This is a genomic window from Infirmifilum lucidum (genome assembly GCF_014876775.1).
Lineage (GTDB): Archaea > Thermoproteota > Thermoprotei > Thermofilales > Thermofilaceae > Thermofilum > Thermofilum lucidum.
The window spans coordinates 793,705-814,879 of record NZ_CP062310.1 but is presented as its reverse complement, the minus strand read 5'-3'; the positions used below and the strand labels follow the sequence as shown (position 1 = coordinate 814,879).

Here is a 21,175-nt window from a genome sequence, read left to right as displayed (position 1 = left end):
ACATGGAGCTCCACGTTGGAGTAGATGATGTAGATTCTCCGGATGGCTACTGTACATCGTACTTAGGTTACCTGCTAACACTCGAACTGCATAAGAGGGGTGCCCGACTATTAGACCTTCCGTATCTGGTGAGATTAAATCCGAATATTCCATTTAAGACCAGAGGGAACGCCGCGGTTTCTATCCACGTGGATGTCAGTGAAGATGAAGTACCGGAAGTCATTGAGCTCGTAGAGAATCTCGTGATGGAGCATTCAGAGCAACATGGCAAGACTTCGCCGGGTTTTGCAATCGCGAAGGGAAGGGTGAACAGCGTCCTGCGGGAGCTGTACAATACTGCTTTGACTAGTATAGTTCCTCGGGGTTATGTCGAAGAAATAGTTAAGGAGGGTAGTGCCGAGACTATAGTAACGGGTGGGAGGAAGGAAAAGAGAGGAGTTATAGGGGCTCTAGCCGCGATAGGCGCATACCCTCTTGAGGACTATACGTATGAACTCCTTGTATACAGAAGTCCTACACTCCGAGGCCACAAAACCAGCTTTAGCGAGGATGTTATTCTAGACATAGACAGGAGGTATAGGCCGATTATTTTCGCAACGTATGACTACTCTGAAGAACGGCTTCTGGCTGTTCCCCGCGGTCCTGACCCTGTTCTACTTGGGTTAAGGTCGGTCAGTGTATACGCGTTAATCGAAGTACTAGACAAGTACCTGAGTCCCCATGCCAAAGAAATAGGCGCGGAGGGGTTCATCCTCTACAAGAGTAACCAGGCCACAAACGCACACCTAAGGCGTAGGAAGCAGATAGCCGATATAAGGCCCTATGACTCGGTCGTTGTAAGTGGAGTCGTTTGGGATGAACCAGTGGCAGTAGAGGGGGGACATGTAAAGGTCAGAGTGTGCGACGGCAGTGGCTGTATTAACTCCATGTTCTACAAGGAGACGGGTAGGCTGAACAGAGCGGCGAGGCTCCTAAGAATGGGGGACGAGGTAGAAATTGGAGGTGGAGTTGTGCCGAGGAAGGGGTTAACACTAAATGCAGAATTCTTGCGCGTGCTCTCGCTTAAGACTGCTGTAAATATCCTTAACCCTCCCTGTCCAGTATGCGGGGCCCGGATGGAATCTGCGGGAAGGAACAAGGGGTTTAAGTGCTCCAAATGCGGATACCGCAGTAGGCACCTCCAGAAAATCCGGGAGGAATTACCAAGAGTACTGGAACCCAGTTTATACGTCCAGAGCATGAGAGCATATAGGCATCTGACCCGGCCTCTAGAGATCCAGGGTTTAAGTTCAGAACCTAGCCCTACCTTCTCCCCGATCGCTGGGACTTTCTACTAGACAAAATTACACTGCTACTGGAACCACTCTGTATCTTTTTCTTGTGCCGTCCTACAATCCTACAACGGTAAACTCAACGAGGGAAAGGCTCAATACTTTTGAGTACACGCTCTCTGGTCGGCACCTCTACAAGAAACTCTTATAAACGCTATTGCTGTTGCTAATGCAAAAGAATAGGTGTGAGAGATGGTTCGCTACAAACAGGTCTCAGATATAGTCAAAATAATGAGAAATGTTGAGCAAGTTAGAAATATCGGTACACTGGCACACGTTGACCACGGGAAGACAACAACCTCAGATTCACTACTGATGGGAGCAGGGATTCTAAGCCCTAAGGTCGCAGGACAGGCACTAGCCCTAGACTATGTTGAGATCGAGCAACTTAGGCAGATGACTGTGAAAGCAGCTAACGTCTCGCTCTATCACGAGTGGCAGGGCAAGCCCTATGTCATCAACCTGGTAGACACCCCGGGACACGTGGACTTTACGGGCCACGTCACCAGGAGTCTGAGGATGATGGACGGAGGCATCGTCGTTGTTGACGCTGTAGAGGGCATAATGACTCAAACTGAGACCGTCGTAAGGCAGGCTCTACAGGAATACGTGAGGCCACTACTCTACATTAATAAGGTGGACAGGCTCATAAAGGAGCTTAGGTTAGAGCCGAGGGAAATCCAGCAGCGCTTTGTCGAGATAGTGAAGGAATTCAATGGTTTAATCGAGCTTTACGCCGACAAGGAGTTTAGAGACAAGTGGAAAGTGGATTTCGCTAAAGGACAGGTCGCATTCGGTAGCGCGCTACATAAGTGGGGACTCACAGTGCCTCTCGCTATGGAGAAGGGAGTAAAGTTCGACTACATAATTGATGCTTACATACATGACAACAAAGAACAACTTGCCCAGGAGTTCCCCCTCTACGTGGCTCTGCTAGATATGGTAGTAGAGCATGTACCAAACCCCAGAGAGGCTCAGCGCTACAGAGTGCCTAAGCTATGGCGTGGAGACTTAAACAGTGAGATAGGCAAGGCCATGCTGGAGTGCAATCCTGACGGGCCGACGGTTGTGGCTGTAAGCAAGATAACAATCGACCCCCACGCAGGACACGTTGCAACGGGCAGGGTTTTCAGCGGTACTGTAACTGAAGGGCAAGAAGTATACCTCGTGAATGCCAAAGATGGTGCCAGGGTTCTACAGGTAGGTCTGTACATGGGACCGTATCGTGAAAAAACTGAGCAGATATCTGCTGGAAACATTGTTGCTATGCTCGGACTAGAAAAAGCTAGAGCCGGTGAGACCGTTGTTGACGCGAAATATAAAGATGTAATAGTTCCATTTGAGCACCTCACCTATGTTGCCGAACCTGTTGTCACAATAGCTCTCGAACCCAAGAAGAGCAGCGACCTGCCAAAACTTGTCGACGCTCTAAGGAAGTTAGCAATTGAAGACCCAACCCTTAAGGTCTACATAAATCAGGAGACGGGCGAGTACCTTCTGAGCGGTGTCGGAACACTACACCTCGAGATTACTCTGTGGGAACTTAAGCAGAGAACAGGCCTGGAGATCGTAACATCGTCTCCAATAGTGCGTTATAGGGAGACGATACGGGAAAGAGGTCAGGTATTTGAAGGCAAGTCGCCTAACAAGCATAACAAGCTTTACTTCTACGCTGAGCCCCTCAACGAAGAGACTATAAAGCTTCTCCAGGAAGGCAAGGTTTACGCCGACCAGGATTGGCGCGAGAGAGCTTCCACCCTGAGGGAATACGCGGGGTGGGACACGGACGAGGCAAGGAATATCTGGGATATAGATGAGAACTTTAACATTATAGTTAACAAGACTAGCGGTGTACAGTATCTGAGGGAGGTCAAAGATACCATAATTCAGGGCTTTAGATGGACTATGGAGGCAGGCCCTCTAGCACAGGAACCCGTGAGAGGCGTGAAGGTCGTACTAGTAGATGCCATCCTCCACGAGGATCCTGCCCACAGAGGCCCGGCACAGATAATGCCTGCAACTAAGAATAGCATTATGGCTACGCTGCTCTCGGCCAAACCAACGCTCCTAGAGCCCATATTGAAGGTGGACGTTAAAGTTCCAACAACTCATGTTAGCGGAGTCCTAACAGTTCTAAACAGACACAGGGGTAAAATTCTGAGCATGGAGGAGAGAGGGCTGATAATGCGCGTACTTGCTGAATTACCCGTAGCTGAGAGCTTCAACATAGCAGACGAGCTCCGCGAAGCCACACAAGGCAGAGCTTTCTTCGCTTACGAGTTCTATCGCTGGGCTCCAGTACCCGCATCCCAACTAGAGGAAATAGCTCTAGCTATAAGGGAGCGGAAAGGGTTGTCAAAGAGACTTCCCAGAATAGAGGACTTCCTGGAGTCCTAGAGGTTACAAATACTTTTCGTAGATTTCTCTAAACATTTGCGAGAGCTTTCTGAGCTCGCTCTCGATTTTTTCAATTCTTTCTTGATACTCTTTCTTTTCGAGTCGGCCAACCCTATAGTCCCTCTCTGTCCTTTCGAGCTCTCTCAATTTCTCACGTAGACTGGAGCTAATGGATGCAAGCTCTGATGCCATGCTCCGTCCCTTGTCTCCGAGCTGGCCCAGGAGCTTCGCTATCTCCGTTTCTATAGTTGCGTCTTTCTTCTCGTATTCACGAATAAGAGACATTATCCTTGCCGTCCCAGCTCTCCTCTCCCTTAGTCCTCGGAGTTGCCCGAGCAGTGATAGTAGTAACTCTTCCCGGCGCACGAGATTCTTCTCCAACTTCTCGCGGGTTTCAGTAGAAAGTACAACTCTCTCGAGCACCTTATCTCTAACCTTCTCTATAGGTTTCTGCCGCACTTTAACTAGAGCATAGACCCCGCTCGCGACCACGGCCAGGAGTACTATTATCCCGGCTAAGGCTGTGGTGTTTGTCTGTGGCTGGAAAGCCACCGAGGTTACTGGGACATTCGGGTAAATGTCTGATAGGAACAGAGGCCCCATAGGCTTAAGGATGTAACACCGCATGGTGTCCTCCACTACCTCTCCAGTTACGTATTGCTGAGGCAGGCTTAAAGTCCCCCGAATACACACCCTAATGCTATACTCCTCAATCGTAGCCCCCCACCCGAGGAACGCATTAATACTCGAAGACAGAGCCGTGTGAAACCTAAGGGTTAGCACAGTTCGCTGTCCTGCGAGTTGCGGAGATGACATAAGGTTAAGCGTTACGAGCGTGGAGTTAGAGGCATTGTACACTCTCCAGTAATTCCTAGGGTAGGGTCCTAGCACGCCCATCGCCCCGTCGAACACGTAGCCTCTCGGAAGGTTCAATGTAAGTGTCTCTATTGGATAGTTTGAGAGTGTTCGTACCTCCACTGTATCTTCGAACACTACTTTTCCAGGCTCCACTAGAATCGTCCTGTTAAGTCTCGCGATCTGGCCTAAGGGTATCTGGGATATGTGGGAAGAGCCTCTTACAACGTCTAGTACACCTGAAGTAGCTGTAAGGTTATAGCTGATCTGGGAGCCTGTAACCTTCCCCACAGTTGAGTTCAGAGCAACACCCGCTGTAAACGTCACCGAACCACTCACATCGGTTATGTAACCGAGAGGGCTTAGCGGAACAGGTAGCATGATCTCAACTTTTTGCTGTGATACGTTTACTACTCTGAAGACGAAGGTGAAGTTGACCTGACGCACAGGTTCTCGGAACTTAAACGACACAACTTTCCCATCGCTCACGCCGAGAACCGTAGGCTGTCTCGGGGCTCTGGCAACGCCTAAGACAAGCCTATCATTAAACCCTGAAATATTGAAAGATAGCGTCGAGGTGGCCTCAGGAAGCTCTAGGTTGTAAAAGACTAGGCCATAACTGTACTCAAGCCTGGCTGTCAGCGTGGCTTTGGCGGGCGTCGAGGGCTGGGAAAATGCATAATAGGGTAGTAGTATGGCGGCGAGGATCAACAGCGTAGCCCATCCTTTAAACTGAGTTTTCATATGGCCCCCTCTTGTTACATAGAGAGCTAATTTATGCTTTTAGCCTCTGACCCTCTTTCCCGGTTCTCTCTGGCCCCGCTCAAGACTAAACCTTCTCGGGAGCCTCGCTGTAAGTGATAAAAACACCTTCTGCAATAATCTAGGGGCGTCCTACAGTGAGGGTATACATTGAGACCTATGGGTGCTGGCTTAACAAAGGGGAGAGTGAGGTGATGAAAACCCTGCTTTTACATGCCGGTCACGAGGTCGTAGACTCATTAGAGAATGCAGATGCGGTAATAGTAAATACATGTGCCGTCAGAGGAGACACGGAAGTCAAGATCTTTAGACGGCTCAGGGAATTAGAGGAATCAAGGAAGAAAAGAGGGTTCAGAATAGTTGTTACAGGCTGCCTTGTAAATGTTCGCCCGAAGTCCATATTGCAAGTTACGCCAGAAGCAAGTCTAGTGGAGCCTGATGCTCTTGAAAGAATAGTTGAAGTCGTTCAGAGTGACAAGCAGTTGTTTATGCTCAGGAGTTACCCTCGTGCCAGGAAAACCCTCCCGGAGTACTGGGGAGGTGTAACCTATGTTTTACCGATTCAGTCCGGATGCTTGGGCTCGTGCTCGTTCTGCATTGAGTGGGTTACTCGAGGAGTAGGGGTAAAGAGCTACCCGCCGGAAGTAATAGTTAATGCAGTGAAAGATGCTGTAAGGAGGGGAGCTAAGGAGGTGTACCTCGTAGGGCAGGACTTGGCGGCATATGGCTACGACCTCGGGACGAATCTTACAGCTCTCATAAATATGGTACTTGAAGAAGTTGACGGCGAGTACAGGCTCAGGATAGGCATGATGGAGCCCATGCTACTCTCTACTCAGATTGAAAAATTATTAGTGACTATGGCTGATGGTCGCGTCTACAAATACTTCCACATACCTGTGCAGGCCGGAGACGACCGCGTATTAAAGGCTATGAACCGCAAGTACACAGTTGCCGAGTACAAGTCATTAATCCAGAAGATACGCTCTTCTGGGTTTTCCTCGAGCATAGCGACAGACATAATAGTTGGTTTTCCGGGCGAGGACGAGGAAGCTTTCAGGAACACGCTAAGGCTAATAGAGGAGGTTAAATTCGACAAAGTTCATGTAGCTAGATACACTCTGAGGCCATTCACAAAAGGGTATCTCATGAAAAGTATTCCAGAGCCCGTGAAGAAGGAGAGAAGTAAAATTGCCTCAGAACTGTCACTACGGGTGGCCTACGAGATCAACAAAAAATACGTCGGAGGGGTCTTTGACGTTTTAGTAAACTCTGTTTCGCCTAAGATGGATTTTGTGGGTAGGACAATAGAGTACAAACCAGTGATCTTTAAGGGCTACAATCTCGAGCTGGGCAAAATCGTGAAAGCGAGAGTAAAGGGCGCTACACCTCTAGCACTTGTGGGAGAGGTCATCGACTAGGCACTCCAGCTTTCCAGGTACTTCTTCTGTTCCTCCGTAAGCTTCTCGATCTTCACCCCCAGGGATTTTAGTTTTAGGAGGGCTATCTTCTTATCGATGCTCTTCGGGAGCCTGTAAACTTTCCTATCCAGCAATGCACCTCTCTCTACGAGTAGTTTCACGGCTAGCGCCTGGTTGCCAAACGACAAGTCCATAACCTCGCTAGGATGTCCCTCTGCAGCGGCAAGGTTTACGAGCCTGCCCTCGGCTAATAGGTACAGCCTCTTACCATTTGGAAGAGTGTACTCCTTGACGTACTCGTTTATGTTCCTTACACTCGTCGACATTTTTTCGAGGTCACGTACAGAGATTTCAACATTAAAGTGTCCGGCGTTAGCGAGCAGGGCACCGTCTTTCATACGCAGGAAATGCTCATTACGTATAACGTCGGTATTCCCAGTTGCTGTTATGAATACGTCCCCGAGCTCAGCGGCTGAGCTCATATCTGTTACATAAAAGCCCTCGTAGTATGCCTCTAGTGCGCGGATAGGGTCTGCCTCCACGACAATCACTCTGGCCCCCATTCCTCTGGCTCTCCAGGCAATACCCCTGCCAACCCACCCGTACCCAGCCACGACGACGTTCTTGCCGGCTAATAGGATGTTCGTGGCTCTGAGGATGCCATCGATCGACGACTGGCCTGTGCCGAATCTGTTGTCAAACATAAACTTCGTAAGAGAATCGTTAACAGCGATCACCGGGTAGAGCAGCTTACCCTGCCTCTGCAATGCTTTGAGTCTTATAACACCTGTCGTCGTCTCCTCGGTGCCCCCTCGGATCTTCTTAGCCATTTCTGGGCTTAAAATGCTCGACCCTATCTCATAGTCTAGCCCCGACCTTTCTCCAAGAGCGACTTTGTGGAGCATCACTGTCAAATCGCCCCCATCGTCCATAGTTATGTCGGGGCCTATCGATGCAGCAGAAGCAATGGCCTCAAAATACTCTCTCTCCGTCATACCCCTCCAAGCATACACGTGAATACCCTCTTCTACGAGGTAGGCTGCAACGTGATCCTGCGTCGACAGAGGATTCGAAGCCGAGAGAGCAATCTCCGCCCCTCCATCGCGTAAGGCTAGCATGAGGACAGCCGTCTCCTTAGTGACGTGCATACAGGCGGCTATCTTGATACCGCTAAGAGGCTTCCTGCGCAACAAGCTTTCCCTAATGAGTCTCAGAACGGGCATCTGTCTTTCGGCCCACTCTATGGCTAGCTTACCTCTATCTGCCAGCGACAAATCCTTTATTTTGTACTCAACCATTTTTCACCATAGAGGAAAAACGAGTCACTTATAAATAAGATAGTGTTTTTAGAGAAGGGCCTCGTCCAGATACCGGGCGCACTGGCAGCCCCTCTTCTCAGGTATCTTCGGAATAAGCTCCACAAGAAGCCTTCTGACTTTCTCGGTGTTCTCGGCCATAACCCGGGCTACTTCGTGCGCAGTAACAGGCTTCTCAGCCCACACGTCATAGTCGGTTACCATGGCTATATTGAGGAAGCACATGCGCGCCTCGCGCGCCAAGTTAACTTCTGGGATAAGAGTCATCCCTATAATATCCGCCCCGAAGCTTCTCCAGAGTCTCGACTCTGCACGCGTGCTGAACCGAGGCCCCTCAATACATATGTAAGTCCCCTTTTCATGCACGGTTATTCCTAGGCTCTTGGCGGACGCAATGCAGAGTGTGCGTAACTCTGGGCAGAAGGGGTCAGCCATTGAAACATGGGCAACAACAGGCCCGTCGTAGAAGGTCAATTCGCGTCTCTTTGTCATGTCGATGAACTGATCTGTGCACACGAAGTCTCCGGGCTTATAGTCCTCGCGCAGGCTGCCCACTGCCGAGACCGAGATGAGCCTTTCGACTCCAATCTCTTTCAGAGCCCAGATGTTGGCACGGTAATTAATCATATGTGGGGGTATGCTGTGCCTCTTGCCGTGTCGGGGGAGGAAGGCCACTTTAACTCCTTTTATCTCGCCGATCATTATGTCTGATGATGGAGCCCCATAAGGCGTGTAGATCTTATACTCCTGGACTTTTTCGAGAAAATCTGGAGAATATAGGCCCGAGCCTCCTATAATGCCGATTTTAACCCTAGGGGGTGTCTGGCTCACGTGTGATCTATTACCCGAGCTTCTTTAAACATTTTTCTCTCATTTACAACCTTATGCTAATGTCCTTACCGGAGTACGAGTCCACACCTAGGTTTTCCCGTATGTATCTCGAGAACTCTTCTCTGAAACCGCACACTGGAACAACAACCTGCGCCTTGCTCCTCTTCACGTATTCTACAAGTTGGCTGAAGTCAGCGTGGCTACTTAGCGGAATGCCGGTCTTTAGGGCCCAGCCTGTGACGGGTATGGCAGGAATATTTCTAGGGAGCCTCCGCGACAGCCTAGTTATTAGTGGCGCACCACGTCTGGGCTCCTCACTAACAGCATACCTCCCTAGGATCTCCCCATACTCCTCGTATATCTCGTTATACCTAGCAATCTCCGGCTCAACAATGACTGGCAGACTCGTCGACATACTTATTAATGCAGTAAGCTCCTGGGCGACCCCGAGTTTTCGTGACTTAAGCACAATCTCCCCACTTCCTGCTACCTCTTTGACACGCGATATTATTCTCTCATATATCTCCCTCCTTTTCGGGAAGACATAGGCAGGGTGTCCGTATGTTCCATCAATTAGGATCAAGTCTCCACGCAATGGGGTTGCGGGTTGAAGCACCACTCTCTTCTCCAGGTTAAAGTCACCGGTGTACACGATCGCAGCGTCTCTTAGCGTGATTCTGAACTGTAAGCTACCTATGATGTGGCCAGAATGAAATGCCTCTACTACTAAGCCGTCAATCTCGATGGTCTCTCCCGGATTTACTTCGATCACGTTTTTCAGCCTCCTTTTGGGGTCTATGATCTTCCTTGTAACTCTGCTCATCACGATATTCGAAAGTTTTCTCAGAACTTTCGTGGAGTAATGATCCTGGTGGGCATGTGAGATAAATGTGGCTTGTGGTTTTGCACGGGGAAGGACAAGAGGGTCAAGGGCAATTCTTGTCGATCCAGTCTCGAGGAAAACGCCCCTACTTACGAGCAGCCTGATGTCCATCATGAGACGACCTTTATCTTGTCGCCTTCCAGAGCGATCCTACCGCTCTTGACAATTCTCTTTAGTGCAAGCCTATAGTACTGATCTCCCACGTCTATACCATACCACTCTTTAAAGGCTCCTATGAGCTCATCGTAAGTCCACTCAGTCTTTCCAGATTTGAACCCCTCACCGATTATTTTCTCAAGGAAATTAGTAGTGTCTTCCGCTCTTGTCCAGGGATATTGGTACCACACCCATTCTTTAACTTCGTCGACGTAATAGTCTGGCCTGATTTTCGCCACGCTGCTAATCCACTGCATCACTGCAACCCTTATCTCGGCCGGCGAGTAGTTTCTCTCGATATATTCGCGTGCCACGACTATTGAATCCCCCGTGTCGCATATGTCGTCGACAAGAAGCACCCTTTTACCTCTAAGGTCAGCCTGAAATCCGTACTTGACGTGCGCCACGGAGGTTATCTCGGCTGCTCTACCCCAGTGGAGAACCTGGACACTTACCAAGTCGTTTATGTCCAGGAAGTCACAGAGTAGGCGTGCTGGGACGTATCCCCCGCGCGCAATCGAGACAGCTATGTCTGGCTTCCAGCCACTCTCCTCTATTTTTCTAGCGAGCTCGTACGTCCAGTTAACTATCTCCTCCCAGCTCACGAGCTTGGTGTTGATGCGGGGCACGTTATTTTTAAGTAATTTTATTCATAAAAATCCTTTGTGCAGGGTGATTCGCGTGGAGCAGTGTGAGAAGATTAGGGGCGTGCTCCTCGGGGGGCGCGTAGTTATTTTTGACCGCGAGAAGGCAAATGCCCTATATTTTAGAGGAGGGTTCTTCGGGCGTTTTTTTACTGTCCCGAAGCCAAAGACTCCTGATGTAAAGAAGGAACTCGAGCTCTCACTGTTCGACGCTGTATACCTGGCAGAGCGTGGGTGCCTGGAGGTTTTAAATGAAAGTGGTGAAGCAGTAAGTATAGACGCTCTTAAACAGCTTGCCAGAAGGGTTTATGAGAATTTTGACGACGCATATGCTGTCTACAAGGATCTGAGAGGCCGGGGCTATGTAGTCAAGTCTGGCATGAAGTTCGGCTCGACTTTTGCCGTCTACAAGCTCGGGCCTGGGATTGACCATGCCCCGTTCTTGGTACATGTTCTCAACTATGACAGTAAACTGGATCCCCTAGAGATCATCCGGGCAGGCAGGCTCTCCCACTCTGTGAAGAAGAAGTTTATACTGGCCTATAGAGATCCGATAGACGGCAAAATAAGATACTTTGTTTTTAAGTGGTTCATGTAGTATAAAACAAGAGCTGGCGCTATGAGCGCCCGAGGCGGAGGCTTAACTCGTTTAACTTTAAACTTAATATCCGCGTTAGATGTTCTTATCGCGTGCCTGTCCAGCTTGGTGTAGTCGGGAAGCCCAATACAGGGAAGTCGACCTTCTTTGCCGCTGCTACTCTCATCGACGTCAAGAGAGCACCTTACCCCTTCACAACGATAAATCCCAACATAGGTGTGGGATACGTCAGACTCAAGTGTGTATGCAAGGAGCTTGGTGTCAAGGATAATCCTCGCAACTCAATATGTATCAATGGCTGGCGGTTTGCGCCCATTGAACTAATAGATGTTGCCGGGCTTGTCCCCGGGGCTTGGGAAGGCAGGGGACTTGGCAACATGTTCCTAGACCATCTACGGCGGGCACCGGCTCTCCTACATGTTGTCGATGCGGCTGGTGCTACAGACGAGGAGGGGCGTCCCATAAAGCCTGGTAGTCATGACCCTATGGAGGACGTTGTTTTTCTAGAGAGAGAAATAGCGATGTGGATGTACCAGATAGTTTATAAAGACTGGGAGAGGGTATCAAAGCTCATTGACTTGCAGAGAAAGTATGACGAATTATATGCGCGCTTCAGCGGGCTTGGGATAAAGCCTGAACTTGTACAGAGGGTCATTGACGAGTTAGGGCTTCAGAACAAGAGGGCGACCTCCTGGTCGAAGGAAGACGTCTTACAATTAGTGACAGCGGTTCGGGAAAGGTATAAACCGATTATCATAGTCGCAAACAAGGCTGATCTCGACCCGGCAGAGGATAATATTAAGAGGATGATTAAAGAGCTAGGGTCTAGGTACAAGGTGATACCGACGAGCGCGGAGGCAGAGCTCGCTCTAAAGAAGGCGGCTAAAGCGGGACTAATAGAGTATATTCCTGGGGAGAGCGACTTCAAGATCATTGGAGGGCTCAAGCCCGAACAGGAGAGGGCGCTGGAGTACATTAGAGAGAAAGTGTTCAAGCGCTGGGGTAGCACAGGCGTGCAAAACGCAATAGACACAGCTGTCTTCGATGTACTCGGCATGATCGCTGTCTTCCCGGTTGAAAATGAGAAAAAATTTACTGACCATCAAGGCAATGTGTTGCCAGACGTGTTAATCGTGCCTGGGGACACTACGGCTAGGGGACTCGCCTATATTGTTCACACAGACCTAGGCGAGAATTTTGTCTCGGCGATTGATGCCAGAAGCGGGAAGCGGGTGGGTGCGGATGAGAGGCTCTCACACCGCATGGTAATCAAGATAGTAGCCAGGGCCTAGGGGTGTCGCTCTTTGCTCTTAGAACTGGGAAACGTCTATTATAGGTACCCTGATAGCGAGGACTGGGTCTTAAAGAACATAAATCTCGTAGCAGATAGAGGTGAATTCATATTATTGCTAGGCCCCAGTGGATGCGGGAAAAGTACTCTCGCTCGAATAATAAATGGACTGATACCGAACTTCTACGGCGGAGAGCTTAAAGGACATGTTAGCGTGAAAGGCCTAGACCCCAGGAGGACGCCGACTCACGTGCTAGCAGGGCATGTCGGCTTTGTCTTCCAAAACCCCGAAAACCAGCTGTTTTTCACGTCAGTCGAAAGGGAGATAGCGTTTGGCCTGGAAAACGCGGGTTATTCTCCAGAAGAGATACATAAGAGAGTAGAGAATGCTCTCAGAGAGTACGGGTTATGGGAGTTGAGAGACAAGTCCCCTTTCGAGCTGAGCGGAGGGCAACAACAAAAAGTGGCCCTTGCTTCTGTAATGGTCTTGGAACCAGAGATTCTTGTCCTGGACGAGCCCACAGCCAACCTTGACCCGCTGACGGCATTGAAAGTATTAGGCATAGTTAGAAGGACGACTTTAAAACAACGTGTCTTAGCACTCGTCATTGAACACAGGCTCGAAGTAGCTATGCCATTCGCGGACAGGGTTGTCATCATGTCAGATGGGGAGATAGTCTTTGATGGAGAACCCCTAGAGGGGGTGAGGAAGTACGGGCACATAACGGGGAAGCCATTTATTGTAAAGTTTATTGAGAGGCTCGAAGACCTTGGGGTGCGCCTGAATACGAAGACTCTATCTCCGGAGCATGTCGCTATTGAGGCTTTGAAAAAATTGAGGGAGTTGTGTAATGGCAGGCGAGGGGACGGAGCACGTAATTAGGGTTGAAGACGTCTACTACGAGTACCCCGATGGTGTTGAAGCGTTGAGAGGCGTAAGCATGACTGTCTCGAGCGGGGAATTCGTGGCGATAATGGGTGAAAATGGCGCGGGTAAAACAACGTTGATAAAGCACTTTAACGGTGTACTAAAGCCGACTAGGGGGAGAGTTTTAATAAAAGGTAGGGATACACGTGAGCACTCGGTCGCAGGGCTCTCGAGGATAGTGGGTCTAGTCTTCCAGAACCCAGACCATCAACTCTTCGGGGAGACAGTATACGACGAAGTGGCTTTCGCACTCAGAAACTTTAACTTTCCAATGGAAGTTATTGAGCGCAGAGTAGAATGGGCTTTGAAGATGATGGAGCTGTACCGATACAAGGACAGGTCTCCTTACAGCCTAAGCGTGGGTGAGCGTAAACGCCTAGCTATTGCCGCCGTCCTAGCCTATGACCCTGAGATCATTGTTCTCGATGAGCCTACAGCAGGGCAAGACTACGTGCAAAAGGAGAAGATATCGGAGATTCTAAATCTGCTGAGAACAATGGGGAAAACTGTGGTTATCGTCACGCATGATATCGAGTTTGTAATGGAGCACGTGGATAGAGTATACCTGATGTCGGAGGGGAGGATTATTGCCTCTGCACCCCCTAGAGAGCTCTTCACGCAGCAAGCCCTTCTGAGGCGTGCCCACCTCCTGCCACCTCAACCCGTGAGACTTGCTAGAGTCCTGTTCGGCGAGCGTTTTGCGGAGTACGATATATATGATCTAGACGGATTACTGGATGCTCTCTTCGGGGGGAGGCATGGAGGCATTGAGGGCATTTAGATTTACCAGGAGGGAGTCTTTTTTTGATAGACTGGATCCCCGTACCAGGTTTGTGTTTTCTGTCACAGTAGCAGCACTATCTCTACTCACACTAAGTATTCATCACCAGTTTGTCCTACTAGGGGTTATTTTGCTCGCCGCTCTCACGGCGAAGAGACTGACCATGCTGGCGAAGGGAGTAAAGGGGGTTTTACCCCTTGCTGGAATGATATTCCTGCTGAACTGGCTCACAGCTATAAATGAAGGACTACTACTGCCTCTAGCAATGACGCTGCGTTTCCTCGTACTTACTACAGCGTTTTCCATATTCTTCCTCACAACACCCCCCGATGAACTGGCATTAGCACTTGAGGAAATGCGCTTGCCTCGAGACTACTCGTTACTGGTGACAATGTCCTTCCGGTTTGTCCCGACGCTCGCGCAGGACGTCCAGATAGTATTGGACGCTCTTAGAAGTCGGGGTTTTGAACTCGAAAAAGGTAGCCTCACTACCCGCATTAAGAACTATGTGTACCTTATGGTGCCTCTAGTAATATTTGAGGTGAGGCGTAGCCTGATGATTGCCGAAGCCCTAGAATCGAGAGGCTTCGGTGCCCGCGTGAAGCCGACAAGGGTCAAAAAGCTCTCGTTTACGAAAAGAGACGCCTTTATGCTCCTCCTAACACTTCTATTTGCCATCGTATTCCTGGCTTCATTGAGGGGACGCTTGCCGTGAGAGTTCTAGCCTTTGCTGACGTCCACTCACCTGAGTACCTACCGTTGCTCCTGTCTTCTCTGAGAACAGTTCCTCGAGGAGGCGTCTCGGCTGTCCTGATTGCAGGCGACGTGGTGAAGAAAGGGGACTACAGGATGTGCAAGCCCGTACAAGACGCCCTGATTAAAAGCCTGCCGGGTACACCAGCAGTCTCTGTCTTCGGGAACGAGGACTACCTAGAAGTCCACGATAGGCTCAAAGAGGAGTGTCCGGAGGTAATCTGGCTCGACGACTCCTACGTCAGGCTTGCACTTGAAGACGAGCTCGTCGTTATAGGTACTACAGGCCTACTTGACAAACCCACCCGGTGGCAGAGAGAGAACGTACCAAACATCCACGAGATCTACGAGAAGAGGCTAAGAAAGCTTCAGGAATTACTGGCAGCGTTTAGTGGTAACAAGAGAACGGTGCTCCTAACTCATTACCCCCCGATGTGCCGGACATTAACTGGGGAGAACGAGAGATTCTGGGAGGAGATGTCGAGCAAGAAGCTCGCGAATATACTCCGAAGGTTTCCAGTAGATGTAGTAGTACATGGGCACTTGCACGAGAGCAAGATTCACACAGACTTCATCGGTTCAACCCCCATCTATAATGTGGCATTACCGGCGGTAGGAGAGGTTAAGATGATCGAGATAAAACCTAGAGGATTACTGGGCTTTTTATAGGGTATGGTTTTTCAGAAATCGAAGGTGCTTTCACCGCTTCAACCGCGAGCTGTATCATCATCACCATAGCTTACTAACCCCGTGCCGAAAAAGCTTTCCCTCCTCCATGTCCAGGCGGCCCAAGGGGGGAGAGGGTAAATTAAAAGGCCTCGAGTACGTAATAAACATGTGAGTATTCGATTCTCTGCATGGAGTCTCAAGGAGCTTACTAGCGGCGACCTGAGAATATTAGCGTCCGTAGAGAGAGGCATGATCAATCATGAGTACGTCAATATAGAGCTAATAATCTCGATCTCGGGGTATGAGAGGGGCTATGTAGAGTCCATTCTCAAAAAACTCAATAGACTTGGTCTTGTTCAGAGGCATCGAGGGAGTTTTACGGGCTACATTTTAACGAGCCGTGGTTATGACTGCTTAGCCCTCAACACTCTCGTCAAGAGAGGTACTCTTATCGCTGTCTCGGAGACCCCTGTAGGTGAAGGTAAGGAATCGGAAGTCTATCTCGGAAAGACTCCAGGTGAGAGAATAGTAGCCGTTAAGGTTCACAGGGTAGGCAGGACGAGCTTCAGGAGTGTGAAGAGGGTTAGACGCTATGTCGCCGACAAAAGACATTTTTCTTGGTTATACCTCTCGAGGCTGGCAGCCCGGAATGAATACCACGCGCTAAAGATTTTATGGCGTGAGCGTGTAGCTGTCCCAGAGCCCATTGACTGGAATCGCCACATTGTAGTCACAGAGTATGTCGAAGGGGTTGAGCTCTCCGAAGTTCCTCCTCTTGATGACCCCAGAGCTATCCTAGAGAAGATTCTAAGCGAAGTCGAGAAGGCGTATAAGGCTGGTGTGGTTCACGGAGATTTAAACGAGTTCAACGTGATTTTGACTGAAGAAGGAGGCATCAGGTTACTGGACTGGCCTCAATGGGTCTCATCTTCTCACCCGAATGCCACATCCTATTTGAGAAGAGACGTCGAGAACATCGTGAACTTCTTTGAGAGAAAATATAGAATAGCTATCAACAAGGAACAGTACCTTAGCGAGCTCTTTGAGAGAATAAGTTCATACCCCACCTCTACACTCTACGCAGACGGCCCCGAGGAGGGGGGGTGAGTAGCAGGAAAGCAGGGAGGATGCTAGGTAAGACCTGGCGACGCAGTCCTGTTGTCAAAGAATTAATACCCCATTTTTCGTAACAGAAACGGGGGTCTCGATATTCCGTCGAGTGCTAGGCCTAGACATACTGCCGGGGTCTTCGCCTCAAGCAGGTGAGCCCTCTTTCGCGGCTGTTCTAGTGGACGGTGAACGTGTTGTTTTAAGGGTTGAAAGCGCTACTCTTAGCGAAGTCCTAGCGCTTGTCTGTGAAAAAAATGTTGAGGCTATCGCAGTAGACAACGTCTACGAGTTGGCCAGAGACCTCCGAGGCTTAGCAGAAGTCTTAAAACGAGTCCCAGGCAAGATTCCAAAGCTCATAGAGGTTACCCGCCTCGGAGACAGGGTAGTAAGCGTCGAAGCTCTCTGTGCTCTGACGGGAATGTGTCACGGGAAGCTAGATCCACTGAGAACGGCGGAGATCTTGGCGTTACTTGCCAGTAAGGGCTTGGGGTCAGAAGTCCTGGTATTCGAGGAGGAGACGAGAATACATGTGGGACGCGGGAGAGTCCCCGGCCAGGGGGGTATGAGTCGAGAGCGCTTCAAGCGTAACATAGAGCAGCTCGTCAAGAGAAAGGTATATGAGATTCGTGAGAAGCTGGAAAGGGCAGGACTAGACTACGACCTCTTTATGAGGAAGAGCGGCTGGGGCATTGTCGGGGCAACCTTCATAGTCTACGCTCCTCGTGATAGGCTAAACGGGATAATAAAGTCGGAGTCTGGACACGACCTCTTCGTTGAGGTCACGCCTGTTAGGCGTGACGGCATCGAGTATAGGCCCCTCAGCAGGGCAGAGAAACGGGTCATGAGGAGCGAGCGCTACTTAATCGTAGGCGTAGACCCTGGAATGACGACAGGAGTAGCAGTTCTCGATTTCAGTGGAAGTGTAGTTAGTGTCTTTTCGAGGAAACTGCTAGGCAGGGGACAGCTTATCAGATTACTGTTAGAGCTCGGACGGCCAGCTATAGTTGCCACCGACGTGACTCCTCCCCCATCTTATGTAAAGAAGTTGGCCTCGGAGATCGGGGCAGTGCTATTCTCCCCCCAACATAGCCTAAGTGTAGAGGAGAAGAGAATGTTAGTGTCCGCGCACGCACAAGTGGAGAATGCTCACCAAAGAGATGCGTTGGCTGCAGCTCTTAAGGCGTTCCATGAGTACCGCGACAAGTTCGAGGCTGTCGAGAGAGAGGCGGGCAGGTACGGCTTTACGGTACCTCTGGACGCTGCGAAGTTCCGGGTTGTCAGGGGGGTTCCCGTTTCGCTTGCTGTAAGGGAGGCGGTGAGGGAATACCTTCAACTGACGACCAAGGAGGAGCTCATATTACAGGAGGTGTCTCGAGGAAGCATCGAGGATCAATTGAAGTTCTACCGGAGGATGACCGAAAGACTGCTCCTCGAGAATAAGGCTCTCCAGCTCGAAATGCGAGAGGTGAAGAGTAGAGTCTTCGAGTTAGAGGACACGCTTAGGAGGATCCTTCATGTCAAGAGGACTCTCGGCACGGACATTGATAAGGCAAAACTTGAGGCGAAGGTTGAACAGTTGCAGGGGGAGCTTGTAGAACTGAGGGATCAGTTGCAGGAGTATAGCGGGCGGCTCGAGAAGCTGGAGGGCATCCTCGTAGGCCTCGTGACGGGACGCTACAGGCTTGCTTTAAAGCTCTCGTGGCTCCTCGAGAGAATTAGGGAAGACGAGGGCGTGCTTCAGAGCATTGTTGACCCTGTGATATTCGTGGACAGGCATTACCCGCTGGATACGATGAAGGCGATTGTTGAGAAGTTGGCGAGCTCCTCTGGTCGTGGCATTATTATTGTGAGGGGTAGAGGAGAATTGGAGACCTTTTACAAGGTCACACCACCGGAGTTCTATTTAACTTCTCTTGAAGACGTTGTGGACTATGTTGACGTAGGCCCAATACTAGTCTTGGAGAGTAGGAGGCTCGTGGAGGCCGTTAAGTCAAGGTATTCAAGCAATGCTTCCAGAATTAGAGATATTCTCGAGGAGTACAGGAGAGAAAGAGTGAAGTCGCTAAAGAGGGACTAGAACAGGGCCACCTCTCCTCTTAGAACTTTCTCCCATAGCCTATTAAGCCCATCGAGGTGTTTAGCTAGGATTTCCTCGGCCTGGTGCCTTACGCGGGATATCGTGTTCTCGTCGGCGTTTATCGCAATGTACGCTAGGAGGGGCTCGTTTATCGGCTTCCCTATTTGGCTTATCAACTTTATATAGACTTCCTTTATGTTGTCTAATTGAGCTATTTCCTGGGAAGCGTTGAAAGCCACGACGTTGTACAGTTTACCTATATGGCTTATGGGGTTCTTGCCTGCTGTAGCCTCCAAAGACATGGGCCTGAAGGGCGTGATGAGACCGTTTGCTCTGTTCCCTCTGCCTGTCGCTCCGTCATCTCCATGTTCAGCTGAAGTACCGGTTACGACAAGGTACAAGCCGCCTTTATCTCCCTTGCTCGGGTCGTCTCCCGTATTCACGTAGACTTCTACTTTTCTGTTTGTTATTTCTGCTGCTTTCTCGAGGATGAGTTTTCTTATTTCTTTCTTTACCTCTAGGTACTCTTCTGTTGAGGTGACGTGCCTGGACACTATTGCAGCAGCCACAGTAAGGTGTATGGTATCGCCTTTTCTCACACCCATAACCTTTATATCCTCGCCCACAGCTGGGAGCTCCTTTTTGATCTTTTGGGAGTTCAGCAGGCGTTCCGTTTCAAGTACTAATCTCTCGGTTTCAGAGAGGGGGGCGTACCCAATACCCATTGAAGTATCGTTGGCTCCTGGGTAAGTCTGTGCCCGCTGGTATATGTCTACTAGGTCTATAGATCCTTTCCCTATCCTGTAGTCGATTATTACGTGATGATCTGGGTCTAGGTAGCGGAGGCTTGCTTTAATCCAGTTACGGGTTGCCTTGAGTATCAGGGGGCCGACAGGTATGGGTACCCTCGAGCCATCATGTTCCACGACCTCTGTTGTGGCCCTCCCGGATACGAGTATGTATATGGGCTGGAGTACTTCCCCGCCTCCGAATCTAGGTGCAGACTGCCCTCCCACAACAAGCACTTTATCGAGGTTATGGTGTAGAATACGTCCAAACCTCTCTAGGTAGTATCTCGACAACTCCCTGCTTGCCGCCTCCGAAATAGAGTCAGCGATGTAGTCGGGATGTCCTGTACCCTTTCTCTCTACAATCTCAACAGGCAGGAGGTCTGGCGGCACGTACGTCGACTTTTCAACTACCACATTTTTCTGCGCCATCAAAGGTTGTGGAGGTTGTCTGATTGTTTATATGGTTTTTCGATAATTACTGGCAGTAATTATGACTACTCATCATCGGTCGGTGCGTTCTGTCCCTGAAGCGTTTCAGGTTGTTTGGGCTGCTCTGGCTCAAAGAATGTGACTTTATCGGGTTCTATCGAAATGAAGAGGAGATTGCTCCCTCGTATGAATATATCTCCTAGGATTGCTAGAACTTTATTAGTGTCCGTTACCTCCTTAGCTTCTGACAGGACAATGTTCATCGATGGGTCGATAATCTTTAGTTTTCCGAGATACTCTGAGCCGTCCTTGAGCTTTATAAAGACATTTTTTCCACTGTAACTCCGCAGGTAATCTATTGGGAGCATTGTTCTCGATTGAGTTTTGGTAGTCTGGGTCACGTTCTAGCCCATGTAGCAACCCTATAAATATCTTTATCAGAGTGGACTGTAGGCTTGAGAGTATGTACAGCCAATCACAAACCTCTAGAGGGGATCGGCCCAGGTGTAAAGTATGTGGAAGCGAGGACGTCATCGCTAAGATAAATGGGGAATACTACTGTGCAAAGTGCGGAATGAAAATAGTACTGGAGCATTCTAGAAAGATCGTGGAGAGTTACGAGAGAAAGTATTTGGGCTAGTCGCCACCCTTATGTCTGGTAGCCTCGTGGCGCTTTTTGAGCAGCCTCTCCCTCTTCTTTTTCTTCCACTTATAGTGGTGTGTATATCTATATTTGACAGACTGTAGACCCCGTCCTCTCCTGCCAGCGGCAGTCTTTCCCTTAAACACCTTTGAAACGTCTCTCTTTACGACAATCTCTTTCGGGAGCGTGGGATCAGGCAATGGGGCCCCGGACTCAAGTGCTCTCCTTAAGTTGATTAAATACTCCTTCAGTATGCGGATGTTCTCCTCGTGGACTGTTTTCCTGCGGAGATCAACGTATACTCCCAGGAGTCTGGCTTCGTGCTCTGTCAGGTTCAATGCCTTTATTTCGCCCAAGCTGAAGCCTTTCCCATCTCTAATTGGCCTCGGGAGCACTCCACCGTACCTCCTCAATGGTACCGAGTTTACGTGGGGTTGTGGTACTGGTGGTAGTGGCATTTCTCCAGACATAGCAACTCGGAAAGATTTCAATTCAAAAATGAGATAAAA

At 49.7% G+C, this 21,175-nt stretch carries 20 protein-coding genes; 12 read left to right on the top strand and 8 right to left on the bottom strand.

Translation table 11 applies throughout. The annotated features are described in order from the left end of the window. Positions 1-2: 2 nt before the first annotated feature. Entirely contained in the window at positions 3-1,337 is a 1,335-nt protein-coding gene (locus IG193_RS04485) for a tRNA(Ile)(2)-agmatinylcytidine synthase (RefSeq protein ID WP_192818029.1), read from the top strand. 186 nt (positions 1,338-1,523) lie between these two features. Next, complete coding sequence (locus IG193_RS04480; RefSeq protein ID WP_192819688.1) at positions 1,524-3,728, top strand: elongation factor EF-2; 2,205 nt, start codon at positions 1,524-1,526, stop codon at positions 3,726-3,728. A 3-nt stretch (positions 3,729-3,731) separates the two neighbouring features. On the opposite strand, the gene IG193_RS04475 is transcribed toward IG193_RS04480, so the two are convergent. Next, positions 3,732-5,327, bottom strand: a complete 1,596-nt coding sequence (locus IG193_RS04475) for a hypothetical protein (RefSeq protein ID WP_192819687.1) — start codon at positions 5,325-5,327, stop codon at positions 3,732-3,734. A 155-nt stretch (positions 5,328-5,482) separates the two neighbouring features. Here IG193_RS04475 and IG193_RS04470 point away from each other — a divergent pair, with 155 nt between their 5' ends. Continuing rightward, positions 5,483-6,766 (top strand): tRNA (N(6)-L-threonylcarbamoyladenosine(37)-C(2))-methylthiotransferase, encoded by a 1,284-nt coding sequence (locus IG193_RS04470; protein ID WP_192819686.1) that lies wholly within the window; start codon positions 5,483-5,485, stop codon positions 6,764-6,766. Here IG193_RS04470 and ahcY read toward each other — a convergent pair. From ahcY to IG193_RS04450, 4 genes are read right to left on the bottom strand one after another with little or no spacing between them, the layout of a single operon-like run. After that, complete coding sequence (gene ahcY / locus IG193_RS04465; protein ID WP_192819685.1) at positions 6,763-8,064, bottom strand: adenosylhomocysteinase; 1,302 nt, start codon at positions 8,062-8,064, stop codon at positions 6,763-6,765. The genes IG193_RS04470 and ahcY overlap by 4 nt on opposite strands. A gap of 48 nt (positions 8,065-8,112) precedes the next feature. Beyond that, positions 8,113-8,913 (bottom strand): S-methyl-5'-thioadenosine phosphorylase, encoded by an 801-nt coding sequence (locus tag IG193_RS04460; RefSeq protein ID WP_192819684.1) that lies wholly within the window; start codon positions 8,911-8,913, stop codon positions 8,113-8,115. 43 nt (positions 8,914-8,956) lie between these two features. Then, complete coding sequence (locus tag IG193_RS04455; RefSeq protein ID WP_192819683.1) at positions 8,957-9,910, bottom strand: MBL fold metallo-hydrolase; 954 nt, start codon at positions 9,908-9,910, stop codon at positions 8,957-8,959. After that, complete coding sequence (locus IG193_RS04450; RefSeq protein WP_192819682.1) at positions 9,907-10,581, bottom strand: phosphoribosyltransferase; 675 nt, start codon at positions 10,579-10,581, stop codon at positions 9,907-9,909. Before IG193_RS04450 ends, IG193_RS04455 begins: the two co-directional genes overlap by 4 nt. Before the next feature lie 52 nt (positions 10,582-10,633). On the opposite strand from IG193_RS04450, the gene endA reads away from it, so the two are divergent. The 8 genes from endA (at position 10,634) to IG193_RS04410 (ending at position 18,803) form a co-directional block, all read left to right on the top strand. After that, a complete protein-coding gene (gene endA, locus IG193_RS04445; protein WP_225876123.1) occupies positions 10,634-11,194 on the top strand; it encodes a tRNA-intron lyase in 561 nt (186 codons plus the stop codon). 92 nt (positions 11,195-11,286) lie between these two features. Further along, entirely contained in the window at positions 11,287-12,486 is a 1,200-nt protein-coding gene (locus tag IG193_RS04440; RefSeq protein ID WP_192819680.1) for a redox-regulated ATPase YchF, read from the top strand. 12 nt (positions 12,487-12,498) lie between these two features. After that, positions 12,499-13,368, top strand: coding sequence for an energy-coupling factor ABC transporter ATP-binding protein (locus tag IG193_RS04435; RefSeq protein WP_192819679.1), 870 nt, complete (start codon positions 12,499-12,501; stop codon positions 13,366-13,368). Next, on the top strand, positions 13,337-14,194 hold the full coding sequence (locus tag IG193_RS04430) for an energy-coupling factor ABC transporter ATP-binding protein (RefSeq protein WP_192819678.1): 858 nt from the start codon (positions 13,337-13,339) through the stop codon (positions 14,192-14,194). Before IG193_RS04435 ends, IG193_RS04430 begins: the two co-directional genes overlap by 32 nt. Further along, entirely contained in the window at positions 14,151-14,909 is a 759-nt protein-coding gene (locus IG193_RS04425) for an energy-coupling factor transporter transmembrane component T family protein (protein ID WP_318779411.1), read from the top strand. Before IG193_RS04430 ends, IG193_RS04425 begins: the two co-directional genes overlap by 44 nt. Continuing rightward, entirely contained in the window at positions 14,906-15,616 is a 711-nt protein-coding gene (locus IG193_RS04420; RefSeq protein WP_192819676.1) for a metallophosphoesterase family protein, read from the top strand. Before IG193_RS04425 ends, IG193_RS04420 begins: the two co-directional genes overlap by 4 nt. Before the next feature lie 168 nt (positions 15,617-15,784). Next, the gene (locus tag IG193_RS04415; protein ID WP_192819675.1) at positions 15,785-16,723 is read left to right on the top strand and encodes a serine/threonine-protein kinase RIO2; all 939 of its coding nucleotides are present in this window, start codon (positions 15,785-15,787) and stop codon (positions 16,721-16,723) included. A 112-nt stretch (positions 16,724-16,835) separates the two neighbouring features. Beyond that, positions 16,836-18,803, top strand: a complete 1,968-nt coding sequence (locus IG193_RS04410) for a DUF460 domain-containing protein (protein WP_192819674.1) — start codon at positions 16,836-16,838, stop codon at positions 18,801-18,803. On the opposite strand, the gene IG193_RS04405 is transcribed toward IG193_RS04410, so the two are convergent. Continuing rightward, positions 18,800-20,023 carry a methionine adenosyltransferase gene (locus tag IG193_RS04405; RefSeq protein WP_192819673.1) on the bottom strand — a complete coding sequence of 408 codons (1,224 nt, stop codon included), beginning with the start codon at positions 20,021-20,023 and terminating at the stop codon, positions 18,800-18,802. The genes IG193_RS04410 and IG193_RS04405 overlap by 4 nt on opposite strands. A 65-nt stretch (positions 20,024-20,088) precedes the next feature. Continuing rightward, positions 20,089-20,424 carry an LSM domain-containing protein gene (locus IG193_RS04400; RefSeq protein ID WP_225876121.1) on the bottom strand — a complete coding sequence of 112 codons (336 nt, stop codon included), beginning with the start codon at positions 20,422-20,424 and terminating at the stop codon, positions 20,089-20,091. 62 nt (positions 20,425-20,486) lie between these two features. Here IG193_RS04400 and IG193_RS04395 point away from each other — a divergent pair, with 62 nt between their 5' ends. Further along, positions 20,487-20,663: a TFIIB-type zinc finger domain-containing protein gene (locus IG193_RS04395; RefSeq protein WP_192819672.1), complete on the top strand. Its 177-nt coding sequence runs from the start codon at positions 20,487-20,489 to the stop codon at positions 20,661-20,663. Here IG193_RS04395 and IG193_RS04390 read toward each other — a convergent pair. Next, positions 20,660-21,136, bottom strand: a complete 477-nt coding sequence (locus tag IG193_RS04390) for a ribosomal protein L13e (protein ID WP_192819671.1) — start codon at positions 21,134-21,136, stop codon at positions 20,660-20,662. The genes IG193_RS04395 and IG193_RS04390 overlap by 4 nt on opposite strands. Positions 21,137-21,175 lie beyond the last annotated feature (39 nt).